General features: G+C 25.0%; 4 protein-coding genes. All 4 read right to left on the reverse strand.

The features are described 5' to 3' along the window. Positions 1-26: 26 nt before the first annotated feature. On the reverse strand, positions 27-284 hold the full coding sequence (locus Q5F54_RS12410) for a YggT family protein (protein ID WP_071119629.1): 258 nt from the start codon (positions 282-284) through the stop codon (positions 27-29). Positions 285-371: 87 nt separating this feature from the next. After that, positions 372-827: a cell division protein SepF gene (locus Q5F54_RS12415; protein ID WP_281538678.1), complete on the reverse strand. Its 456-nt coding sequence runs from the start codon at positions 825-827 to the stop codon at positions 372-374. 45 nt (positions 828-872) lie between these two features. Continuing rightward, positions 873-1,577 carry a YggS family pyridoxal phosphate-dependent enzyme gene (locus tag Q5F54_RS12420; RefSeq protein WP_277231642.1) on the reverse strand — a complete coding sequence of 235 codons (705 nt, stop codon included), beginning with the start codon at positions 1,575-1,577 and terminating at the stop codon, positions 873-875. A 1-nt stretch (position 1,578) separates the two neighbouring features. Beyond that, positions 1,579-2,682, reverse strand: coding sequence for an HlyD family efflux transporter periplasmic adaptor subunit (locus Q5F54_RS12425; RefSeq protein ID WP_281538679.1), 1,104 nt, complete (start codon positions 2,680-2,682; stop codon positions 1,579-1,581). Between the last annotated feature and the right edge of the window lie 236 nt (positions 2,683-2,918).

Below are 2,918 nucleotides of genomic sequence, written 5' to 3' on the forward strand. Positions count from 1 at the left end.
TTTATTTTATCCATATAATAATTGCCTTAAATAAATACTCTCAATGCTACATTTTTTAATAGCATAAGTGCAAGTATAGCTACCATTGGAGAAAAATCCACTGGTCCATTTGTATACTTATACATCACTGATCTTATTGGCGCTTCTATAGGCTCTGTTATTGTTGATAATACATCATAAAATTTTCCACCGCCACTTGGTAACCATGTCATAAAACTTTTAATAACTATAATCCATGATAATATATCAAATAAATAATATAGCGCTATTCCTATTGTGCTCATATTATCACCCCTTTATTTTTATATAGGTATTTTAAAATATAACTTTTAAGTTTGAATTATCTTTTTAATATAGTACTTAATCAAATACTATTTACTTTGCCAAGGGAAAAGTGTTTTACTTTCTAATTCTTTTTTTATACTAGAATCTATATCTACATTATTAGGTGCTAGTATAAAGATTCCCTTAGAAACTTTTTGTATTCCACCATCTAAAACGTATACTGCTCCATTCATAAACTCAAATATTGATTTACGAATCCCTAGATCATTTAAGTTTTCTAAATTAACTATAACTGCCTTTTTTTGTTTTAAATGATCTGCTATAGTAGTAACTTCCTCATATTTTTTAGGTTCTACTATAACAACTTTCATTGGGCTTGCTGTATGCAAGTTAACAATTTTAGCCGTTTTAGTATTTGGTATTGATGTAAATTGTTCTACTTCCTCTTCATCTTCTTGCTCATATTCTTCTTCTACACCATCAAAATCTTCTTCCTCTTCAGTTATCCAATTTTTAAATTTATTGAATATTCCTTCTCCCATTATTAACATCCTCCTACTCATTTATTCTTTAGTTTATTATTTAATTTATTGATTATTATAATTTCTTTCACCAAATATTGATGTTCCTACTCTAACAATAGTGGAACCTTCCTCTACTGCTATTTTATAATCATTACTCATTCCCATTGATAAGTATTTCATAGACACATTAGGTATATTTAATTTATCTATATCTAGTGATAAATTTTTAAGACTTCTAAATACTTCTCTTACTTCATCTTCATTTTCAGTAAATGGTGCCATAGTCATAAGTCCTTTTATTCTAATATTAGTGTACTTATTTGAAATATTTGTGATAAAGTCTATAACATCTTCTTCATATAATCCATGTTTACTATCTTCTTTAGATATGTTTACTTGAACTAGACAATCAATAATTCTATCTATTTTCTCAGCTCTTTTTTGAATTTCTTCACACAGAGATTCTCTATCTAAAGAGTGTATCATGTGCACCTTATCTATTATATACTTAACTTTATTAGTTTGAAGGCTTCCAATTAAATGCCATTTAACTTTATCTCCAATAATATCATATTTTCTTGCTAATTCTTGTGGCTTATTCTCTCCCACATCTGTAACTCCATATTCTATGGCTTCTAATATTTTATCAACATCTACTGTTTTAGTAACTGCTATTAAAGTTATATCTTCACTACTTCTTTTAGCATTATTAGCAGATTCTTTTATATTAAATTTTATTGATTCAAGATTTTCTCTAATTGCACTCACTTTACCACCTACTTATTTTTATATTTTTATTTATACTGTTCGGCTTTAGAATGATTTCATCATGTCTGTCAATTGTTTTTATACCTTCTTTTTGATTCTTGTAATAGTCTATAAATATAACTTCATCATCTTCATATTGTATAGTTTTTAATTCAACAAAGTCTACTTTTCTAGTCTCTTGATTTAATACATATACACCCTTTTGATTGTTTACTTCTTCTATAGATTGTTTCGGAACTTTCAAACCGTCTATTTGCTTATATATTATATCAAATTCTTTTACTCTTGTATCATAAATTTCTACATTTTGATTACTTATTTTAAATATAACTACATTATTATCTCCATTTCTGTATATTTCTTCCACATTTCCTTGTACATTATCACTATCAAATACTATTTCAACCTTTTGATTATCTTCAAAAATATCATTTTCAGTAAGTATAGCTATATAGGAATAGTCACTTTGTATTACTCTAGCTATTACTTCTGATTCTTTTATAAATGTATTCTCAATATCTAGTTTTTTATAATTATCTTCTACATCTTCTATATCCTTAGCTGTTAAATTTTCTAATTTATCTAATGTATATATATCCTCATATCCATCATACTTAGTGGATACTACACCTGATGTTGGCATACTTAAATAATTTACATTTTTATTATTTTCATAATTAAGAACTGCTCTTTGTTCTTTTTTAGTTTTAATCTTAATATCTATTAACTCTTTACTTAAATTAGATTTACTATTTGAATATTCAGCCTCTAAATCTTCAATTTCTTTATTCAACTGAATTATCTTATTTTTATTTTCTTCTAAGCTTTTACTATTGTTATATATAGCTGCTAGTGCATCACCTTTTTTTAACTTTTCTCCATCCTTAACCATATTTTTTATATTTTCACTTTGATTTGATTTTATTAAATATTCATCTCTTATAACTAATCCTTTTGCTCTTACCTTTAGCTCTATAGTTTCACTTTCTATTACCAAAGTCTCAATATTTTTTCCTATTATATTTATAGTAATTTGAAGTAGTATATAAGCAAATATTATAATAATAAATAATCTAGAGTACTTTATTTTTCTTATTTTTCTCAAGGCTAACTCTCCCCAATCCCTTTCATTAAAACTTTTATACTATTTCTTCAAATAATATTGAATTTCCTTTTAATTAAATTTTCAAAAACACTACATAGTTTAACTATTTTCTACTAATTTAATTTTTGTTTTTCTTTAATATATATTAAAATATTTAGTTTTTATATTTATTAATCTAATATTAGATTTTCGTGTAAATAAAAAAACTCACTTTGCTCAAAATATCTATTTAATAC

This window comes from uncultured Romboutsia sp., from assembly GCF_958366745.1.
Lineage (GTDB): Bacteria > Bacillota > Clostridia > Peptostreptococcales > Peptostreptococcaceae > Romboutsia > Romboutsia timonensis.

Excerpts from the sequence above, each read along its gene's own strand:
- Q5F54_RS12415 (WP_281538678.1), bottom strand. The coding sequence starts at position 827 with ATGGGAGAAGGAATATTCAATAAATTTAAAAATTGGATAACTGAAGAG.
- Q5F54_RS12410 (WP_071119629.1), bottom strand. The coding sequence starts at position 284 with ATGAGCACAATAGGAATAGCGCTATATTATTTATTTGATATATTATCA.